The 2,958-nt window shown below is 68.9% G+C and carries 2 protein-coding genes and 1 pseudogene; all 3 read left to right on the top strand.

What is annotated here, in order from left to right; all coding sequences use genetic code 11:
* Positions 1-203, top strand: a pseudogene (locus I5I_RS08560) (trehalose-phosphatase); the annotation flags it as partial.
* A gap of 9 nt (positions 204-212) precedes the next feature.
* Positions 213-1,919 (top strand): dihydroxy-acid dehydratase, encoded by a 1,707-nt coding sequence (gene ilvD / locus I5I_RS08555; protein ID WP_036318370.1) that lies wholly within the window; start codon positions 213-215, stop codon positions 1,917-1,919.
* 59 nt (positions 1,920-1,978) lie between these two features.
* Positions 1,979-2,958, top strand: a 980-nt coding sequence (locus I5I_RS08550; protein WP_036318372.1) for a thiamine pyrophosphate-binding protein, incomplete at its 3' end; no start/stop codon positions are given.

Genomic DNA, 2,958 nt, shown 5'->3' with positions numbered 1-2,958 from the left:
CGGGCGCAGACGGAAGCGACCGCGTCCTGTCGCCGGGCGACGACGTCACCGATGAGGACGCCCTGCGCAGTCTCGAGCCGGGCGACGTCGGCGTGCGCGTCGGGCCGGGGGAGATGGCGGCACGTGTCCGTGTGGCCGGCATCCCCGAACTGGCGTCGTTGTTGACGCGTCTCGCGCACGATCGGGACACCCTGCGGGAATAGACTTCGAGGATGCCGGACAGCGATCCCACCATCGACATCAAGCCGCGCAGTCGTGTCGTCACGGACGGCATCGAGGCGACGACCTCCCGCGGCATGCTGCGTGCCGTCGGCATGGGCGATGAGGACTGGGACAAGCCCCAGATCGGCATCGCCTCCAGCTGGAACGAGATCACGCCGTGCAATCTGAGCCTGGACCGGCTCGCGCAGGGCGCCAAGGAGGGCGTCCACGCCGGCGGCGGGTACCCGCTGCAGTTCGGCACCATCTCCGTGTCCGACGGTATCTCCATGGGCCACGAGGGGATGCATTTCTCGCTGGTGTCCCGTGAGGTCATCGCCGACTCCGTGGAGACCGTGGTCATGGCCGAGCGGCTCGACGGCACCGTCCTGCTCGCCGGCTGCGACAAGTCGATCCCCGGCATGCTCATGGCCTCGGCGCGTCTCGATCTCTCCAGTGTGTTCCTCTACGCGGGTTCCATCGCGCCCGGCTGGGTGAAGCTCTCGGACGGCACGGAGAAGGACGTCACGATCATCGACTCCTTCGAGGCGGTGGGCGCGTGCCTCGCGGGGAAGATGAGCGAAGCGGACCTCAAGCGCATCGAGTGCGCGATCGCGCCCGGCGAGGGCGCGTGCGGCGGCATGTACACCGCGAACACGATGGCCTCCGTCGCCGAGGCGCTGGGGTTGAGCCTTCCCGGATCCGCCGCACCGCCGTCGGCGGACCGTCGCCGCGACTACTACGCCCACCGCTCCGGCGAAGCGGTCGTGAACCTGCTGCGTCAGGGCATCACGACGCGCGACATCCTCACCAAAGAGGCGTTCGAGAACGCCATCGCACTGGCCATGGCCCTCGGCGGCTCGACCAACGTCGTGCTGCACCTGCTCGCCATCGCCCGCGAAGCCGAGGTGGAGCTCAGCCTGCACGACTTCAACCGCATCGGCGACAAGGTCCCGCATGTGGCGGACATGAAGCCGTTCGGGAAGTTCGTCATGAACGACGTCGACCGCCACGGCGGCATTCCCGTCATCATGAAAGCGATGCTCGACGAGGGGCTGCTGCACGGCGACGCACTCACGGTCACCGGCAAGACCCTCGCGGAGAACCTCGCCGAGCTCGATCCCGACCCGATCGACGGCACCGTCATCCACAGCTTCGACGACCCCATTCATGCCACGGGCGGCATCACGATCCTCCACGGCTCGCTGGCCCCGGAAGGGGCGGTCGTGAAGACCGCCGGCTTCGACGCGTCGGTGTTCGAGGGCCCTGCACGGGTGTTCGAGCGGGAGCGCGCCGCGATGGACGCCCTGGAGGCGGGCGAGATCGCCGCCGGCAGCGTCATCGTCATCCGCTACGAGGGCCCGAAGGGCGGCCCCGGCATGCGCGAGATGCTCGCCATCACGGCGGCGATCAAGGGCGCAGGGCTCGGAAAAGATGTACTACTCTTGACGGACGGCAGATTCTCAGGCGGCACAACCGGCCTGTGCATCGGCCACATAGCACCCGAAGCGGTGGACGCAGGTCCTATCGCCTTCGTGCGCGATGGTGATCTGATACGGGTCGATATCGCGGCTCGCACTCTCGATCTACTCGTCGACGACGCAGAGCTGAACTCCCGCCGTGACGGCTGGGAGCCGCTTCCCCCGCGCTACACCCGTGGCGTTCTGGCCAAGTACTCGAAACTCGTGCGCTCCGCAGCGGAGGGCGCGACGACCGGCTGAGGCCGTGACACCAGGGCGGGAAGCCGCCCTCACACGCATCTGACACCCGAGGTACCACTATGTCTCTCGACACCGCGGCCGTGCCGCGACCACCTGCCCGCGGAGCTGCCGCTCCTGTGATGACCGGCGCCCAGGCCGTCGTCCGATCCCTGGACATGCTCGGGGTCACGGACGTCTTCGGTCTGCCCGGCGGCGCCATCATGCCGGTGTATGACCCCCTGATGGACGATGAGGCGGTGCGCCACATCCTCGTCCGTCACGAGCAGGGCGCCGGCCACGCGGCGGAGGGATATGCCGCCGCATCCGGACGCACGGGCGTGGCGATCGCGACATCCGGTCCGGGCGCGACCAACCTGGTCACCGCCATCGCCGACGCCTACATGGATTCGGTCCCGCTGGTCTGCATCACCGGCCAGGTGTTCAGCCACCTCATGGGCACCGACGCCTTCCAGGAGGCGGACATCGTCGGCATCACCATGCCGATCACGAAGCACTCGTTCCTGGTCAAGACCGCCGAGGAGATTCCCGCCGCGATCGCGGCGGCGTTCGAGATCGCCTCGACGGGCCGGCCCGGACCCGTCCTCGTCGACATCACGAAGGATGCGCAGCAGGCCTCGGCACCGTTCGTGTGGCCCCCGAAGATCGAGCTGCCCGGATATCGCCCCGTGACGAAGGCCCACGGCAAGCAGATCCAGGCGGCTGCGCAGCTGATCGCGCATGCGAAGAAGCCCGTGCTGTACGTCGGTGGCGGCGTCATCCGCGCCCGTGCCGCGGCGGAGCTGCGCGTGTTCGCCGAAGCGACCGGCGCCCCCGTCGTCACGACGCTGATGGCGCGCGGGGCGTTCCCCGACTCGCACCCGCAGAACCTCGGCATGCCCGGGATGCACGGCACGGTGCCCGCGGTGCTCGCCCTGCAGGAGTCCGATCTGATCGTCGCCCTGGGCGCGCGCTTCGACGACCGCGTCACCGGGAAGGCCGACGAGTTCGCGCCGAACGCGCAGGTCGTCCACGTCGACATCGACCCGGCGGAGATCTCGAA

It is taken from the genome of Microbacterium sp. B24, assembly GCF_000333415.1.
Lineage (GTDB): Bacteria > Actinomycetota > Actinomycetes > Actinomycetales > Microbacteriaceae > Microbacterium.
This window is presented reverse-complemented; position numbering and strand designations above follow the sequence as displayed.

Coding starts and splice junctions, on each gene's coding strand:
- ilvD (WP_036318370.1), top strand. CDS start 213: ATGCCGGACAGCGATCCCACCATCGACATCAAGCCGCGCAGTCGTGTC.